The organism is Pseudomonas sp. LBUM1640, assembly GCF_059716225.1.
Genome location: NZ_CP166816.1, coordinates 5,820,087 through 5,835,399, shown reverse-complemented (window position 1 = coordinate 5,835,399; position 15,313 = coordinate 5,820,087). Strand labels below are relative to the sequence as shown.

Below are 15,313 nucleotides of genomic sequence, written 5' to 3'. Positions count from 1 at the left end.
TTGTTCTCGACCGCGCGTTTTATGTTTATTACCTTACTGGTGGCATTCCTTGCCCTCGGCGGCTGCCAGACGCCCCCACCCAAAGGCCTGACCCCGGCCCAAGTCGCGGTGCTCAAACAACAAGGCTTCGAACTCACCGACGAAGGCTGGGCCTTCGGCCTGTCGGGCAAAGTGCTGTTCGGCAGCGACGTTGAAAACCTCAACAAAGCCAGCACCGACATCGTCGAACGCATCGGCAAGGCCCTGGTAGGCGCCGGCATTGACCGCGTGCGTGTAGACGGCCACACCGACGCCTCGGGCAAGGAAACCTACAACCAGCAACTGTCCCTGCGCCGCGCCAAAAGCGTGGGCAACGTGCTGACCGGTGTGGGCATGAAAGAAGAAAACATCCAACTGCGCGGCCTGGGCAGCAGCGAACCGGTGGCGCCTAACACCACAGTGGCCGGGCGCACCGAGAATCGGCGCGTGTCGATTGTGGTGATCGCGGACTAAGCACTTCAGCCGCCGATGGTTCCCACGCTCCGCGTGGGAATGCATCCTGTGACGCTCTGCGTCACGACTTCAAAGCGGACGCAGAGCGCCCAGGGCGGCATTCCCACGCAGAGCGTGGGAACGATCTAAATCTGAAATGCATTCAAAATGTGGGAGCTGGCAAGCCAGCTCCCACACTCATTTGCGGCGAACCAAAATTTTGCACCCGCCACAGTCCAAAAATGTGGGAGCGGGCTTGCTCGCGAATGCGGTGTATCAGCAGCAGATAATCTGGCTGACCCACCACCATCGCAGGCAAGCCAGCTCCCACACTCATTTGCGTCAAACCAAAATTTCGCGCCCGCCACCGCTCAAATGTGGGAGCCGGGCTTGCCCGCGATGGCGGTCGTTCAGCCAATGATTTATTGCCTGACCCACCGCATTCGCGAGCAAGCCCGCTCCCACATTTATTTTGCAGTGTGCTTGCTACAGTGTTCGCTTAGGCGCTCGGCGTCATCGCCTGCGTCAAGTCATCCACCACGGCCTTGCCCATCTCACACAGGTAATGCGCGGCCCATGCGTATTGCTCGCCCCACACATCCATGACGAATTTTGATGGCTAAGCTGATGAGCTTTCGCTTTTTCGCAAGTGGTGGGCTTAGTTAAATGGCCGTTCTAACTAACCAACGTAAAGAGTTTCGATGAACGTAAATGTCAGTAGTTTCAGCCAAGAGGTAACCAGCCGTTCAACAGCCTTGGGTGATAGCTCTCGGGAAAAGCAGCCAATGACTATCAGTAACCCTGAGGTACTTGCTTTGATTTATTCCGGGGCCGACGTAACAGTTGATTCGTCTATGTTCTCGGCATTGCAACGTGAGAGTCAGGCAATTGCGGCCCGAGATTCGAAGAGCCAAGTTACGTTCCGAAATGCGACGGTGATCGATCAGTTGGAACGGTTAGCCCTATCGAAAAGTGCACCCAAGGCTGTGCATTTCGACTTTTCTTGAACGCTATCTCGATACCTGAGATGAGCGAGGTTTCAGACACGGCCTGCTAAACATTCGAAGCCCTCATCGATCCAAAAGAACAAGCCGAGCCCCATGGAAAACTCCGATATCGCGATCACGCTGGTCTTGATCTCTGCCTTTATGCACGCCACTTGGAATGCCGTAGTCCGCGCCGGTAGCAGTCGCTTCATGACCTTGGCCATGGTCGATGGCACCGCGCTGGTGATATGCCTACTGGCGTTGCCGTTTGTCAGTGTGCCGAGCCTGGAGGTAGGGGGTTATATCCTCGTCTCCGTGGTGCTCAATACGGTCTATCGGCTATTTCTGATCAAAGCGTACGAAACGGGTGACTTCGGCCAAGTCTACCCGGTGATGCGTGGGATGCCGCCAGTATTAGTCGCGCTGTTTTCCTACTTTCTGCTGCATGAACAATTGTCACCCCAGGCACTAACGGGTGTGCTGCTGATTTGTGTGGGGATTATCAGCCTGACCTTTGTGCGCAGGATGACGGCGCAGATGTTCAAGCCGATCCTCATGGCGGTGTGCGCCGGTGTGTTTATTGCGTCTTACACGGTGGTCGATGCCAAAGGTGTAAGAGCCAGTGAGACGGTGCTGCAGTACATCATTTACCTGACGGTGTTCCAGAGTATTCCGATCCCGGTGCTGGCGTTCTCCAAAGAGCGCTCAGCCTTGGCTCAAGCAATACGTGGGCATTGGCGAGTCGGCCTATTAGGCGGCGTGTTTTACCTGGCGTCTTACGGATTGGTGTTGTTTGCGTTGTCGCTGGACGCAGTCGCCAAGGTCTCAGCGCTGCGGGAAACCAGTGTTATTATCGGCGCCATTATTGCCGCGCTGTTCTTTCATGAACGGTTCGGTTGGCGACGGATGCTGTCGGCATTCGTCATAGTTTGCGGGATCATCTTGATCAAAGTGAGCACCTGATGGCCCAGCGTCCGCCTCCTACACCGATGCTTCAAGCGTTCGTCAGCGCTGCGCAAACCGGTAGTTTTGCGCGCGCAGCCTCTGAACTCAGCCTCACCGCCAGTGCCATCAGTCATCAAATTGCAGGCCTGGAGGAGTGGTGGGGCGTGCAGTTGTTTGAGCGGCACTCGCGTGGCGTCAATCTGACGGTGGCGGGGCAGGCTTTGTTGCCGGTAACCGACGGGTTTTTCAAGACGCTGGACGGGGTGCTGCATTCACTCAATCCCGGTAAATCCCAGCCGTTGTACCTCTCATGCACGTCTTCCCTCTGTTCGACGTGGTTGATCCCCAGAATGCATGGCTCTCACACTGAGGCCTCGTTCAACCTTGATCTGGTGTTGACCAGCGCCGACATGAGCAGCGCCAGCCTGGAGGCACATCAATACGATGTTGCGGTGGTGATGGGGTACGGTGAGTACCCGGATCATCATGTCGAACTGCTGATGCGCGACGCGGTGTTCCCGGTTTGTTCGCCGGAGTTTCTGCGGTTGAAGGGTGATATTGCGCTGGAGGATGTCGCCCGGTACACGCTGATTCATCGTGTGGACGATCAGGTGTGCCCAGGGTGGGAAAGCTGGTTTGCGTTCCAGGGGCTGGCGGCGCCGCCTTATCACCACGGGCCGCGATTTCCGGATTCGAGCCTGGCGATCAGCCTGGCGGTGAAGGGCGGAGGGATTGCGCTGGGCAGGACTGCGTTGGTGTATGACCAATTGGAAGACGGCGCGTTGGTTGCGTTAAATAGCCCTGTGATGATGTCGCCAGCGGCTTACTACATCATTTGCCGAAACGGACGAGAGTCGGAACCGGATATCGCTCGCTTGATTGATTGGCTCAAGATCAGCGCGGGCGAGTTTCTGCGGGAAGTTCGGGTTCGGCATCCGCAAATAGCCGGGGTTGGCGCGATCTAAAGTGGTAAAAGTGCTCTCCGATCGTTCCCACGCTCTGCGCTCATCGTTCTACATAACTCTGTTTTCGAGGTATTTTTAACTTGGGACAGAAATGGAGAACGATGATTGAACTGGGCACAGGACGAAATGATTACCGCGGACTTGGGTGACAAACGCCTCAACGCTAGGCTGGCTAGCTTTTTGGGGCGCTTGGCCGATCACCCAAGCAACAGTATTCCGACGGCTTGCCGGGGGCTGGCTGAAACGATGGCCGCTTATCGGTTCCTTGATAATGAAAAAGTCACGTTCCAGAAAGTGCTGCAACCTCATCAGGACGCGACTCTTGAGCGAATGCAAAGCAGCCCCGTGGTGCTGTTGGTTCAAGACACAACCGAGATGGATAAATGGGTAAACCTTGGGCCCAAAGGGATGGGCACCCTCAAGGCGCAGAAAAAACACTCCCGGCGCTTGCATCCCACGGTTGCGTTTACCCCCGAACGTATTTGTCTGGGCGTCGTCGACGCCCAATGGTGGAGCCGCGATACGCCGAGCCCACGCCAAGAGCGGCGAGACAAAGGGATTGTGGAGAAAGAAAGTCAGCGTTGGATCGATAGTTATCAGACCAGCTGCGCGATTGCCGGACAAATACCGAACAATCTGGTCGTCAACTTGGCTGATGCTGAGGGCGACTTGTACGAATGGTTTGTTGATTATCAAGAGTTCAGCCCGGATACACGAGCTCAATGGATCGTGCGGGGGGCTCAAGATCGGCGCCTGTTGGAGCCTGAAAGTGAGAAATTGTGGTCGGCATTAGAGCAGGCACCGTCATTGGGGACGCTCAAGGTTGAAGTAAGAGCGCGACCTAAACGTCCGGCACGACTGGCTGATATTACGTTGCGTACAGCCACGGTGACGTTGCGAGCGCCCGATAGACCTGGCTACAAATTGCCCGACGTCACGATTAATGGGGTTTTAGCTCGCGAAGAAAACGTTATAGAGGGCGCCGAGCCGCTGGAGTGGTTGCTGCTGACCAGCTTGCCGGTCAGCACGCTTGAGCAAGCCAGCACTGTCGTGGAGTGGTATGGCGTTCGGTGGTCTATTGAGGTGTTTTTCAACGTGCTGAAAAATGGCTGTCAAGTCAGCCGCCTGCAATTGGAAACCGAGGAAAGGTTACTGCCATGTATTGGCTTGTATCTGATTACGACGTGGCGAGTGTTGTACAGCTTGATGCTGGGACGCACGTGTCCGGACTTAAGTTGCGAGATGGTATTCGACGTTTCGGAGTGGAAGGCAGCCTACATCGTGGTTAAACGGTGCCCGCCGCCTTCTGAGCCCCCCTCTCTAGGTGAAATGGTTTTGTTGGTAACCAGTTTGGGAGGCTACCTCGGGCGTAAAAATGACGGCCCTCCCGGTCCAAAATCAATGTGGATCGGGATGCAACGAATACGCGAATTTGTAATTGCGTTAGAAGCCCAGCGTGCGCTCATCGAGACTTGTGTAGAACGATGAGCGCAGAGCGTGGGAACGATCTGGCGTTTAGCCCGCTGGCGTCATCGCCTGCGTCAAGTCATCCACCACGGCCTTGCCCATCTCACACAGGTAATGCGCGGCCCATGCGTATTGCTCGCCGCGCACATCCATGGCCGCTTCCATGGCGAGTTTCTTGGAGTAAAAAAGCAGGGTGGAGGCGTGTTCCAGGGCTTGCTCAATTGGCATGCCGGAGTTGACACGGAACAGCGGTTTTTGGTTTTCGCCGTAGTCGCCAAAGGTGACGACGCCGAGGGTGGTGATGGAGGAAAGCGGTGGGTCGGGGACGATTTTGCTCATGATGATTGCTCTCTGCTGAAGTAGAGCTGCCACATCACATCGCTAAACATGAAGAGGGTGGCAGCTGTGTGCAGGTTAGCGATCCGGGCCAGAGCGCATCCCGGGTAGACTCGAGAGTCTCCCGCACACAGCCGCCATAAAACGCTAAAAGCTGACGACGTCAGCTATTACTGTTGAGGGCAGTGTCACGCCTGAAACCCGGATCGCTAAACCCGATCGCTGATGTGCAGCGAAGTCAGGAGGCTAGTGACCCAAACAGTAAGGCGCAATAGGGCAGAGAGTCTCTAGGAAACGTCCTGCAAATTAAAGCGAATCGTCGTTGATGGCCCTTTAATCCGCAAACCGCATCTCCCGCGTCTCCCCCATCAACAACCCCGCGTTCTGCTCCGTCACCTCCCTGATGTAGTCCCACAACAACGTAATCCGCTTCAACTTCCTCAGATCCTCGCGGCAATACATCCAAAACTGCCGCGTAATCGCAATCTGCTCCCCCAACACTGGCAACAACCGCGGATCCTGCGCCGCCAAAAAGCACGGCAATATCGCCATCGACCGGCCTTGCTGCGCCGCGACGTACTGCGCAATCACGCTGGTACTGCGCAAACTCGCGCTGGCGCCGGGCACTACATTCGCCAGGTACAGCAGCTCCGAACTGAACGCCAAGTCATCCACGTAGCTGATAAATGGATGCTCGGCCAAGTCCGCCGGGCGTTGGATGGGCGGGTGTTGGTCGAGGTAGTCCTGGGTCGCGTACAGCTGCAGTTTGTAGTCGCACAGTTTGCAGCACACGTACGGCCCGTGTTCCGGGCGTTCCAGGGCGATGACGATGTCGGCTTCGCGTTTGGACAGGCTGATGAAGTGGGGCAGGGGCAGGATGTCGACCGAGATTGCCGGGTAGGTGTCGACGAAATGGCTCAGCTGCGGGGTCACGAAAAAGCTGCCAAACCCTTCGGTGCAGCCCATGCGCACGTGGCCCGACAATGCCACGCCAGAGCCGGAAACCTGCTCGCACGCCATGTGCAGCGTGCTTTCGATGGATTCCGCATAACCCAGCAAACGCTGGCCCTCGGTGGTGAGCACAAAACCGCTGGTCCGGGATTTTTCGAACAGCAGCGTGCCGAGCGACACTTCCAGTGAACTGATGCGCCGCGACACAGTGGTGTAGTCCACCGCCAGGCGTTTGGCGGCGACGCTGGCCTTGCGGGTGCGGGCGACTTCGAGGAAAAACTTCAGGTCATCCCAATTCAGGGAGCCTAGCGAGGTGATGTTTTTTTGCATATTGGACCGGCTTTTATGTGCGTTCTTATTAGAAGTTTGCACATCTATACTCCAAAAACAGTCCGAACGCCTCATTCTTCAAGGCGATTCAACGCCTTGGTTCTCTGCATAAATATAAGATTTGGAGACCACATGAACGCTTCTGCCGATATTTCCGTGCAACAGGTCAAGTTGTTGATCAACGGTGAATGGGTCGAGTCCAAGACCACCCACTGGCAAGACATCGTCAACCCGGCCACCCAGCAAGTGCTGGCCAAAGTCCCTTTCGCTACCGCCGATGAAGTCAATGCGGCCATCGACGCTGCCCATCAAGCCTTCCAGACCTGGAAGCTGACGCCAATCGGCGCGCGCATGCGCATCATGCTCAAGCTGCAAGCCTTGATCCGTGAACATTCCAAACGCATCGCCGTGGTCCTCAGCGCCGAGCAGGGTAAGACCATTGCCGATGCCGAGGGCGATATTTTCCGTGGTCTGGAAGTGGTCGAACACGCGTGCTCCATCGGCACCTTGCAGATGGGCGAATTCGCTGAAAACGTCGCCGGAGGCGTCGACACCTACACCCTGCGCCAACCGATCGGCGTGTGCGCCGGTATTACCCCGTTCAACTTCCCGGCGATGATTCCGCTGTGGATGTTCCCGATGGCGATTGCCTGCGGTAACACTTTCGTCCTCAAGCCGTCCGAGCAAGACCCGTTATCAACCATGCTGTTGGTGGAGCTGGCGCTGGAAGCCGGAGTGCCGGCTGGCGTGCTCAACGTGGTGCACGGCGGCAAGGATGTGGTGGATGCGTTGTGCACCCACAAAGACATCAAGGCCGTTTCGTTCGTCGGCTCGACTGCCGTGGGCACTCACGTTTATGACCTGGCCGGTAAACACGGCAAGCGTGTGCAGTCGATGATGGGCGCCAAGAACCACGCCGTGGTGCTGCCGGATGCCAACCGCGAACACACCCTCAATGCCCTGGTCGGTGCCGGTTTCGGCGCAGCGGGCCAGCGTTGCATGGCCACCTCGGTGGTGGTGCTGGTGGGCGCGGCCAAGCAATGGCTGCCTGATCTGAAAGCGTTGGCGCAAAAGCTCAAAGTGAATGCCGGCAGCGAAGCCGGTACGGATGTTGGCCCGGTGATTTCCAAACGTGCCAAGGCGCGCATTCTGGAACTGATCGAAAGCGGCGTGAAAGAAGGCGCCAAGCTGGAGCTGGACGGCCGCGACATCAAGGTGCCGGGCTTCGAGCAAGGCAATTTTGTCGGCCCGACCCTGTTTTCGGGCGTGACCACGGACATGCAGATCTACACCCAGGAAATCTTCGGCCCGGTGCTGGTGGTGCTGGAGGTTGCGACCCTTGATGAGGCCATCGCGCTGGTCAACGCCAACCCGTTCGGTAACGGCACCGGCCTGTTCACCCAAAGCGGCGCGGCGGCGCGTAAGTTCCAGAGTGAAATCGATGTAGGCCAAGTCGGCATCAACATCCCGATCCCAGTGCCAGTGCCGTTCTTCAGCTTCACCGGTTCGCGTGGCTCCAAGCTCGGCGATCTGGGCCCGTACGGCAAGCAAGTGGTGCAGTTCTACACCCAGACCAAAACCGTGACGAGCCGCTGGTTCGACGACGACACGGTCAACGATGGCGTCAACACCACCATCAACCTGCGCTGATTGGGGGAGACGATCATGAAGATTGCATTTATCGGCTTGGGCAACATGGGCGCGCCCATGGCTCGCAACCTGATCAAGGCCGGGCACGCGCTGAACCTGTTCGACTTGAACCAGGCCGTGCTCAAAGAGTTGGCCGAGTTGGGCGGCACCATCAGCGACTCACCACGCGATGCATCGAAAGACGCCGAGCTGGTGATTACCATGCTGCCGGCGGCGGCTCATGTACGCAGCGTGTGGCTGAATGAAGACGGCGTGCTTGCCGGGATCGGCAAAGGCGTACCGGCCGTGGATTGCAGCACCATTGACCCGCAAACCATCCGCGATGTGTCCGCCGCGGCGGCCAAGCAAGGTGTTGTGGTGGCCGACGCCCCGGTCTCCGGCGGTACCGGCGGCGCCCAGGCAGGGACGCTGACCTTCATGGTCGGCGCCACCCCGGAACTGTTCGCCACCCTGCAACCGGTGCTGGCGCAGATGGGCCGTAACATCGTGCATTGCGGCGACGTCGGCACCGGCCAGATCGCCAAGATCTGCAACAACCTGCTGCTGGGCATCAGCATGGTCGGCGTCAGCGAAGCCATGGCCTTGGGCGACGCACTGGGCATCGACACCCAAGTGCTGGCCGGGATCATCAACAGCTCCACCGGGCGCTGCTGGAGTTCCGACACCTACAACCCGTGGCCGGGTGTGATTGAAACCGCGCCGTCGTCGCGGGGTTACACCGGTGGTTTTGGTGCCGATTTGATGCTCAAGGACCTGGGGCTGGCCACTGAAGCGGCGCGCCAGGCCAAGCAACCGGTGATTCTCGGTGCCGTGGCCCAGCAGTTGTATCAATCGATGAGCCAGCGCGGGGAAGGTGGCAAGGACTTCTCGGCGATCATCAACAGCTATCGCAAGCCCAAGTAGGGGCGTTTCCGAGGGCCCGCCTTGCGCGGGCTCTCGGGTTTTTGCGCAGGGCGAGCGTTACCACAGTGGCCGTTCGTAGCTGACGATCAAGCGGGTTTCGTCCACATCCCTTTCAAAGTTGGAACGCACCATGGCGTTGCGCAAGCGCACTTTTACGTTTTTCAGGGTCGTGTTCTGGAACACATAGGTCACGTCGATATCCCGTTCCCACTCGCGCCCGTCTGAACGCCCAGGGCCCAGGTCCGCGTTGCTGCCCGAGGCATAGCGGGTAAACAGCGAAAGGCCGGGAACGCCGAGTGACGCAAAGTCGTAGTCGTAGCGAAGTTGCCAGGACTTTTCGTCTTTATTGGCGAAATCGCTGTATTGGAAAAAGTTTACCAGCGAGGGGAAGCTGCCTCTGATGGACGCATACCCCGTCTTGCCCGACATGGCTTGGTAAGCCCCGCCAAATTTATGCGACCCCCACGTATAAGTCAGCAATGCACCCAAGCCGGTGTTATCGATATTGGTAGCGCCGTTATCGACGGAGCGCGCGTAACGCAGTTCGCTTTTCAGGCTTTGGTTCTCTGCCACTGGGTAGGTGTGCTGAAGGGTGGATGCGTGTTGGGTGTAGAGGTTATCCAGTGCGCTGTAGTAGTAACTGCCGGTAAGTTGTTTGTTGAACACGTAACTGCCACCCGCAAAGTCGAACGCATTCGATTGATTCTTCCCGCGTACAACAATGTTCTTGCGTGAGCCTGTGCCGACACCCAACGCTTCATAGTGGGTGGAACTGGGTTGATTGACGTGGGTGATTCTGCCCAGGTCCAGCGTCAGGTCTTGCACTTCCTGCGAGCGCAGGTAGGCGCCTCTGAAGAGTTGCGGCTGCAAACTCCCGATGTTTTTTTCCAGGAACGGTAATGGCGGCATCACCAGTGTGCCGATTTTCAGCGTGCTGTTCGACGCCCGGAGTTTGGCCGTAACGCCGACTTCGCCGTAGCTGTCTTCGGCTTTGCCGGAATCACGCACGGGCAGCAGGCCGGATCGGGTTCTGCTCGCACTTGAGTCGAGCTTGAACCCCGCCATGGCGAGCATGTCGACACCTACACCTACGGTGCCTTCGGTAAACCCCGACTCGAGTTGCAAGGCGAAACCTTGCGCCCACTCTTCCCGTTTGGACTGTGTGGCCTGGGGGTCGCGGTAGTCGCGGTTGTAGTAAAAGTTTTTCAGTTCAAGCTTGCCGGTGCTGTCACTGATGAAGTCAGCGAGTGCGTAGGGCGTAATAAATAGGCAGAAGGTTAACGCGGATACTTTGGTTATTAAGTTCATTTATGCAGCCTGCGTGAGAGGGGTGAAGCTCATCGCAGGTTGCTGTAAACCCTTCTGACTCGGTCTAGGACTTGTTTGAAGAAGGGCAGGATTTATCTGATCCTATGTAGGGTGTTCCGTCCCAGGCGTCAGGCAAATACAAAGTACTTGCGCACCGTCTCGACCACTTCCCACGTGCCTTTCATGCCGGGCTCCACCACAAAGATATCCCCAGCCCGCAAGTGGATCGGCGCCATCCCTTCGGGGGTGATGACGCAGTAGCCTTCCTGGAAATGGCAGTATTCCCACTTCACGTATTCCACGTACCACTTGCCCGGCGTGCAGATCCAGGTGCCCATGATCTTGCTGCCGTCCTCGCTGGTGTAGGCGTTGAGGTTGACGGTGTGCGGGTCGCCTTCGAGTTTTTCCCATTTGCAGGCATCCAGGACCGGCAGTGGGTGGGTGTCGCGCAGTACGGTGATGGGCTTGGACATGATGGCTCCGAGGCAGTGAATGCAAAGATGCACCCTAAGGCCTTGGGCGTTGTGTCAGTGGTCTGAACTCGACATCGGGATGCTCAGAAGCGCAACCGCACGCGGTTTCTCTGGCACCCATGCAGTCCATGTGGGAGCGGGCTTGCTCGCGAAGGCGTTGGATCAGTCGGCACATGTATTGACTGGCACACCACCTTCGCGAGCAAGCCCGCTCCCACATTGCACCTGAGTGGCTGTTCTGGCGTGCGTGAGCGATAGATTTGTGCGCAAATCCCCCACTTCCTCGCAGTAAGTGCGAAAGATTTCCCGCCTGGCGCTGGAATAAGCAAGAAAATGCACGGCTGGCCCTCGTATCATTCACCCAAGAACGAGTGAGAGCCTTGAAATGAACCCAATAAAAACGTGGTGGGACATCAGCCCGCCCTTGAGCACGGCGACCCCGACCTGGCCGGGCGATACGCCGTTCCAGGAAGAACGCGTGTGGCAGTTCGGCCCCGAGTGCCCGGTAAATGTGGGGCGCGTCACCTTTTCGCCGCACACCGGCGCGCATGTGGATGCGCCGCTGCATTACAGCGCGGACGGCGCGCCGATCGGCGAGGTGTCGCTGGACGTGTACATGGGCCCCTGCCGGGTGTTGCATTGCCTGGGCAGCGGCGCGCTGGTGCAGCCGCATCAACTGCAAGGGCGTGTGGATAACTTGCCGGAGCGCGTGCTGCTGCGCACTTATCCACAAGCGCCGCTGACCGAATGGGATTCGAACTTCACCGCCATCGCGCCGCAAACTATTGAGCTGCTCGCCAGCCTGGGCGTGCGTCTGATCGGTATCGACACGCCATCGCTGGACCCGCAACAGTCCAAGACCATGGATTCGCACAACGCGGTTGCCCGCCATGGCATGGCGATTCTCGAAGGCATCGTGCTCGATGACGTACCGGAGGGCGACTATGAACTGATCGCACTGCCGCTGCGCTTTGCCAACCTGGACGCCAGCCCCGTCCGCGCCATTCTGCGCCCGCTCAAGGAGCCCACGCGATGAGCCAATGTCCCTTCTCTGCCGATTACCAACCGCCCGAAGAATGGCATAACGCCGAGCTGAATTTTTCCGAGTCGATGAGTTACGGCGACTACCTGGACCTGGGCAAAGTCCTCAGCGCCCAGCACCCGTTGTCGCCGGACCACAACGAAATGCTCTTTATCATTCAGCACCAGACTTCCGAGCTGTGGATGAAACTGATGCTCCACGAACTCAAGGCCGCCCGCGAACACGTGCGCCTGGGTGAGTTGCCGCCGGCGTTCAAGATGCTGGCGCGCGTGTCGCGCATCTTCGACCAACTGGTGCACGCCTGGGCGGTGCTGGCGACGATGACGCCATCGGAATACAAGGCGATTCGCCCGTTCCTGGGGCAGTCGTCGGGGTTCCAGTCGTTCCAGTACCGCGAGATCGAATTTATCCTTGGCAATAAAAGCGCGGCGCTGTTGCGACCGCATGCCCATCGGCCTGAGCTGTTGCAGGAGCTGCAGGTGGCGATTGCCACGCCTTCGTTGTATGACGAGGCGGTCAACCTGATGGCTAAAGCCGGTTTGGCGATTGACCCCAAACGCGCCGAGCGCGACCCAACGGCGGCCACGGTTCACGATGAATCGGTGGAAGCGGCGTGGCGTGAGGTGTATCGCGACCCGAGCCGGTATTGGGATTTGTATCAGTTGGCCGAGAAGTTTATCGACCTGGAAGACTCGTTCCGTCAGTGGCGCTTCCGGCATGTGACCACGGTGGAGCGGATTATCGGCTTCCAGCCGGGCACTGGCGGCACTGAAGGCGTGGGGTATTTGCGCAAGATGCTCGACACGGTGTTGTTCCCCGAGCTGTGGCGAGTGCGTTCCACGCTATAAAAAAAAGCCCCGGAATCCCGGGGCTTTTTCATTTGGAATGCAATCAAAACTGTGGGAGCGGGCTTGCTCGCGAATGCGGTGGTTCAGCCAGCACATGTTTTGGCTGACACACCGCATTCGCGAGCAAGCCCGCTCCCACAAGGATCACTGCGTCACTACAACTTTCGCGTTTCTAACCCGCAACCGATAAGCAATATAGATAACCCCCACCCAAATCGGCATCGCATACACCGACTCACGAATACCCTCGATCGCCAGCATCACGCTGATGATCATCACCATGAACGCCAGGCACAGGTAGTTGCTGAACGGGAACCAGAAGGTCTTGAACGACGGCGTCACGCCTTGCTCGCCCATGGCCTTGCGGAACTTGATGTGGGTGATGCTGATCAGTGCCCAGTTGATCATCAGCGAGGCAACCACCAGTGCAAACAGCAACTCCAGGGCACTCTTCGGCGCCACATAGTTGACCACCACGCACAGCATCGTCACCAGGGCCGAAATCGCCAGGGCGCGCAGCGGTACGCCTTGTTTGGTGAGCTTCATCAGCGCTTTCGGCGCGTCGCCTTGCTCGGCCAGGCCGAACAGCATGCGGCTGTTGCAGTACACGCCGCTGTTGTACACCGACAGCGCCGCGGTCAGCACCACGAAGTTGAGGATGTGCGCAGCGGTGTCATTGCCGATCAGCGAGAAGATCTGCACAAACGGGCTGCCGCTGTAGGCATCGCCCGACGCGCCGAGGGTTTGCAGCAGTTGGTCCCACGGGTACAACGACAGCAGCACGGTCAGTGCGCCGACGTAGAAAATCAGGATTCGGTAGACCACCTGGTTGATCGCTTTGGGGATCACTTTGCGCGGCTCGCTGGCCTCGGCGGCGGTGATGCCCACCAGCTCCAGGCCACCGAAGGAGAACATGATGAAGGCCATCGACATCAACAGCCCCATGCCGCCATTGGGGAAAAACCCGCCGTGGCTCCACAGGTTGCTCACCGAGGCTTGCGGGCCGCCGGTGCCGCTGAACAGCAGGTAGCAGCCGAGCACGATCATGCCGACAATCGCCACCACCTTGATGATCGCGAACCAGAACTCGGCTTCACCGAAGAACTTCACGTTGAGGGTGTTGATCAGGTTCACCGCGACAAAGAACACCAGCGCGCTGACCCAGGTTGGGATCTCTGGCCACCAGAACTGGATGTACTTGCCCACGGCCGTCAGTTCGGCCATGCCCACCAGCACGTAGAGCACCCAGTAGTTCCAGCCGGCCAGGAAGCCTGCGTAGCCGCCCCAGTATTTGTGGGCGAAGTGGCTGAAGGAGCCGGCCACCGGCTCTTCGACGATCATCTCGCCGAGCTGGCGCATGATCAGGAACGCGATGAAACCCGCAATCGCGTAACCCAAAATCATCGACGGCCCCGCCGACTTGAGTACCCCGGCCGAGCCGAGGAACAACCCCGTGCCAATCGCCCCTCCCAAGGCGATCAGCTGAATATGCCGGTTCTTCAGGCCACGCTTGAGGCCTACCGGGTTAACCATGTCATCCGCCATTAACATTCCCTTCTACTTGTTTTTCTCAGGGTTGATTGCGCGCCGCACCCGCCCCCCAGAACTGCTGAGGGGTCAGATATTACTCTGCGTAAACTTTTCGTAATACAGCTGAACGCCATCAAGTGCCTGATCCGCCAGCCATTGTTGGATGGATTCGACCATTGGCGGCGGGCCGCACACGTACATATCCGCCGATCTGTCCCGCAATTCGGCCAAGTCGAAATGTTCGGTGAGGTAGCCGCGCTTGCCGGTCCATGCGGGCGAAGCGTCGCTCAATACCTCGGTGTAGCGAAAATTCGCAATGGTTGAAGCGTAGGCGTGGATGCGCGCCGCTTCGCATAAGTCTTCGGCGCCTCTAACGCCGTAGTACAGGTGCACCGGTTGCTCGCAACCGCTGGCCGCCAGCTCATCGAGCATGCCCAGCAATGCCGACAAACCGGTGCCGCCTGCCACCAGCACCAGCGGTTGGGTGACGTGGCGCAGGTAGAAAGCACCCAGCGGCGCCTCCATCAGCACTTCGTCACCGACCTGGCAGCGCTCGCGCAGGTAGTTGCTCATGACGCCATCGGGCAGCAGGCGCACCAGAAACTGCAACTGATTGCCTGGCCGGTTGGCGAAGGAATACGAGCGCCAACTGTCGGTGCCAGGAACCGACAGGCGGGCGTACTGGCCTGGCAGGAAGTCCAGCGATGCCTCCATTTGCACCTGCAAAATTGCCGTACTGGTCGAAACCTGCTGCACCTCGCTCACCGTACCGCGCACCTGCACCGGCCCCGGCGCATTGCACAGGCTTGAATCAAAGTCGAAATAGAAGGCGGCGTCGGACTTCACCCGCGTCTGGCAACTGAGCATCTTGCGCTGTTGCAGGTCGAGGCTGGAGAGGGCTTCTTCGTCGACATAATCCTGGGTGTAATCGCCGGATTCGCAACGGCCCTGGCAGGTGCCGCACACACCTTCGCGGCAATCCAGCGGGATCTTGATGCCGTTGCGCAGGGCCGCGTCCAGCAGGATTTCATTGGCGCCCACCGGGAAAAACAGGGTCTTGCCGTCGGCAAAACTGAAGGCCACTTTGTGATTCATTGATTGAACTCCA

General features: G+C 58.3%; 15 protein-coding genes and 1 pseudogene. 9 read left to right on the top strand and 7 right to left on the bottom strand.

Translation table 11 applies throughout. From position 1 onward, the window contains the following. Entirely contained in the window at window positions 1-492 is a 492-nt protein-coding gene (gene yfiB, locus ACA065_RS25960; protein ID WP_497692097.1) for an outer membrane lipoprotein YfiB, read from the top strand. Between the two features lie 478 nt (window positions 493-970). Here the strand turns inward: yfiB and ACA065_RS25955 are convergent. Continuing rightward, window positions 971-1,075, bottom strand: a pseudogene (locus ACA065_RS25955) (DUF3077 domain-containing protein); the annotation flags it as partial. A 97-nt stretch (window positions 1,076-1,172) separates the two neighbouring features. Between ACA065_RS25955 and ACA065_RS25950 the strand changes: the two are divergent. The 4 genes from ACA065_RS25950 to ACA065_RS25935 all read left to right on the top strand — a co-directional run bounded on the left by ACA065_RS25950 (window position 1,173) and on the right by ACA065_RS25935 (window position 4,855). Beyond that, window positions 1,173-1,478, top strand: a complete 306-nt coding sequence (locus ACA065_RS25950) for a hypothetical protein (protein ID WP_497692096.1) — start codon at window positions 1,173-1,175, stop codon at window positions 1,476-1,478. Window positions 1,479-1,571: 93 nt separating this feature from the next. Next, entirely contained in the window at window positions 1,572-2,420 is an 849-nt protein-coding gene (locus tag ACA065_RS25945; protein ID WP_497692095.1) for an EamA family transporter, read from the top strand. Further along, on the top strand, window positions 2,420-3,367 hold the full coding sequence (locus ACA065_RS25940) for a LysR substrate-binding domain-containing protein (protein WP_497692094.1): 948 nt from the start codon (window positions 2,420-2,422) through the stop codon (window positions 3,365-3,367). The genes ACA065_RS25945 and ACA065_RS25940 overlap by 1 nt, the downstream gene beginning before the upstream one ends. Window positions 3,368-3,493: 126 nt before the next feature. Further along, a complete protein-coding gene (locus tag ACA065_RS25935) occupies window positions 3,494-4,855 on the top strand; it encodes an IS4 family transposase (protein ID WP_497695422.1) in 1,362 nt (453 codons plus the stop codon). Between the two features lie 27 nt (window positions 4,856-4,882). Here ACA065_RS25935 and ACA065_RS25930 read toward each other — a convergent pair whose 3' ends face one another. Continuing rightward, window positions 4,883-5,173, bottom strand: a complete 291-nt coding sequence (locus ACA065_RS25930) for a DUF3077 domain-containing protein (protein WP_497692093.1) — start codon at window positions 5,171-5,173, stop codon at window positions 4,883-4,885. 330 nt (window positions 5,174-5,503) lie between these two features. Next, window positions 5,504-6,451 carry a LysR family transcriptional regulator gene (locus ACA065_RS25925; RefSeq protein ID WP_497692092.1) on the bottom strand — a complete coding sequence of 316 codons (948 nt, stop codon included), beginning with the start codon at window positions 6,449-6,451 and terminating at the stop codon, window positions 5,504-5,506. A 132-nt stretch (window positions 6,452-6,583) separates the two neighbouring features. Here ACA065_RS25925 and ACA065_RS25920 point away from each other — a divergent pair, with 132 nt between their 5' ends. Both ACA065_RS25920 and mmsB read left to right on the top strand, forming a co-directional pair. Further along, entirely contained in the window at window positions 6,584-8,101 is a 1,518-nt protein-coding gene (locus ACA065_RS25920) for a CoA-acylating methylmalonate-semialdehyde dehydrogenase (RefSeq protein WP_083356770.1), read from the top strand. 15 nt (window positions 8,102-8,116) lie between these two features. Further along, window positions 8,117-9,004 carry a 3-hydroxyisobutyrate dehydrogenase gene (gene mmsB, locus ACA065_RS25915; RefSeq protein WP_497692091.1) on the top strand — a complete coding sequence of 296 codons (888 nt, stop codon included), beginning with the start codon at window positions 8,117-8,119 and terminating at the stop codon, window positions 9,002-9,004. A 57-nt stretch (window positions 9,005-9,061) separates the two neighbouring features. On the opposite strand, the gene ACA065_RS25910 is transcribed toward mmsB, so the two are convergent. Beyond that, on the bottom strand, window positions 9,062-10,312 hold the full coding sequence (locus ACA065_RS25910; protein ID WP_497692090.1) for an OprD family porin: 1,251 nt from the start codon (window positions 10,310-10,312) through the stop codon (window positions 9,062-9,064). A 128-nt stretch (window positions 10,313-10,440) separates the two neighbouring features. Continuing rightward, window positions 10,441-10,785, bottom strand: a complete 345-nt coding sequence (locus tag ACA065_RS25905; RefSeq protein ID WP_003194115.1) for a cupin domain-containing protein — start codon at window positions 10,783-10,785, stop codon at window positions 10,441-10,443. Between the two features lie 385 nt (window positions 10,786-11,170). Between ACA065_RS25905 and kynB the strand changes: the two genes are divergently transcribed. Together kynB and kynA are read left to right on the top strand one after the other, a co-directional pair. Further along, window positions 11,171-11,821, top strand: coding sequence for an arylformamidase (gene kynB / locus ACA065_RS25900; protein WP_017137969.1), 651 nt, complete (start codon window positions 11,171-11,173; stop codon window positions 11,819-11,821). Then, window positions 11,818-12,675 carry a tryptophan 2,3-dioxygenase gene (gene kynA / locus ACA065_RS25895; protein ID WP_167656696.1) on the top strand — a complete coding sequence of 286 codons (858 nt, stop codon included), beginning with the start codon at window positions 11,818-11,820 and terminating at the stop codon, window positions 12,673-12,675. Before kynB ends, kynA begins: the two co-directional genes overlap by 4 nt. Window positions 12,676-12,819: 144 nt before the next feature. Here the strand turns inward: kynA and ACA065_RS25890 are convergent, their stop codons facing one another. Together ACA065_RS25890 and antC are read right to left on the bottom strand one after the other, a co-directional pair. Further along, window positions 12,820-14,220 carry an amino acid permease gene (locus ACA065_RS25890; protein ID WP_497692089.1) on the bottom strand — a complete coding sequence of 467 codons (1,401 nt, stop codon included), beginning with the start codon at window positions 14,218-14,220 and terminating at the stop codon, window positions 12,820-12,822. Between the two features lie 72 nt (window positions 14,221-14,292). Continuing rightward, complete coding sequence (gene antC, locus ACA065_RS25885; RefSeq protein WP_497692088.1) at window positions 14,293-15,300, bottom strand: anthranilate 1,2-dioxygenase electron transfer component AntC; 1,008 nt, start codon at window positions 15,298-15,300, stop codon at window positions 14,293-14,295. Between the last annotated feature and the right edge of the window lie 13 nt (window positions 15,301-15,313).

Bases quoted from the DNA above. Each gene is read 5' to 3' on its own strand.
- kynB (WP_017137969.1), top strand. From the start codon at position 11,171: ATGAACCCAATAAAAACGTGGTGGGACATCAGCCCGCCCTTGAGCACG.
- ACA065_RS25920 (WP_083356770.1), top strand. From the start codon at position 6,584: ATGAACGCTTCTGCCGATATTTCCGTGCAACAGGTCAAGTTGTTGATC.
- ACA065_RS25940 (WP_497692094.1), top strand. From the start codon at position 2,420: ATGGCCCAGCGTCCGCCTCCTACACCGATGCTTCAAGCGTTCGTCAGC.
- kynA (WP_167656696.1), top strand. From the start codon at position 11,818: ATGAGCCAATGTCCCTTCTCTGCCGATTACCAACCGCCCGAAGAATGG.
- antC (WP_497692088.1), bottom strand. From the start codon at position 15,300: ATGAATCACAAAGTGGCCTTCAGTTTTGCCGACGGCAAGACCCTGTTT.
- ACA065_RS25945 (WP_497692095.1), top strand. From the start codon at position 1,572: ATGGAAAACTCCGATATCGCGATCACGCTGGTCTTGATCTCTGCCTTT.
- ACA065_RS25925 (WP_497692092.1), bottom strand. From the start codon at position 6,451: ATGCAAAAAAACATCACCTCGCTAGGCTCCCTGAATTGGGATGACCTG.
- ACA065_RS25930 (WP_497692093.1), bottom strand. From the start codon at position 5,173: ATGAGCAAAATCGTCCCCGACCCACCGCTTTCCTCCATCACCACCCTC.
- ACA065_RS25935 (WP_497695422.1), top strand. From the start codon at position 3,494: ATGATTACCGCGGACTTGGGTGACAAACGCCTCAACGCTAGGCTGGCT.
- mmsB (WP_497692091.1), top strand. From the start codon at position 8,117: ATGAAGATTGCATTTATCGGCTTGGGCAACATGGGCGCGCCCATGGCT.
- ACA065_RS25910 (WP_497692090.1), bottom strand. From the start codon at position 10,312: ATGAACTTAATAACCAAAGTATCCGCGTTAACCTTCTGCCTATTTATT.
- ACA065_RS25950 (WP_497692096.1), top strand. From the start codon at position 1,173: ATGAACGTAAATGTCAGTAGTTTCAGCCAAGAGGTAACCAGCCGTTCA.
- ACA065_RS25890 (WP_497692089.1), bottom strand. From the start codon at position 14,220: ATGGCGGATGACATGGTTAACCCGGTAGGCCTCAAGCGTGGCCTGAAG.
- ACA065_RS25905 (WP_003194115.1), bottom strand. From the start codon at position 10,785: ATGTCCAAGCCCATCACCGTACTGCGCGACACCCACCCACTGCCGGTC.